1 pseudogene is annotated in these 223 nt (G+C 64.1%); it reads left to right on the forward strand.

The window, feature by feature from the left end:
* A pseudogene (locus E4K09_RS29540) lies at window positions 1-190 on the forward strand (hypothetical protein); the annotation flags it as partial.
* Between the last annotated feature and the right edge of the window lie 33 nt (window positions 191-223).

Here is a 223-nt window from a genome sequence, read left to right on the forward strand (position 1 = left end):
CGCCTGGTATCGGATCTCCGAACTGGCCGAACTGCCGCTGTGGGTCATCCATATTGCCTGGCCGATCACCGGTATCACCTGGCTCGTCTTTCTTGGCGAGCAGATGTGGGAGGAGCTGAATGTGCTGTTCGGTCGAGGAACTCTACCGCCGGCAGACCCTATCCCGACGCCGGAGGGACCCCTCTCATGACCGGCGCTCTGCTGTCCCCCGGGCAAGCGGCCC

Source organism: Microvirga pakistanensis (genome assembly GCF_004458765.1).
Taxonomy (GTDB): Bacteria; Pseudomonadota; Alphaproteobacteria; order Rhizobiales; family Beijerinckiaceae; genus Microvirga; species Microvirga pakistanensis.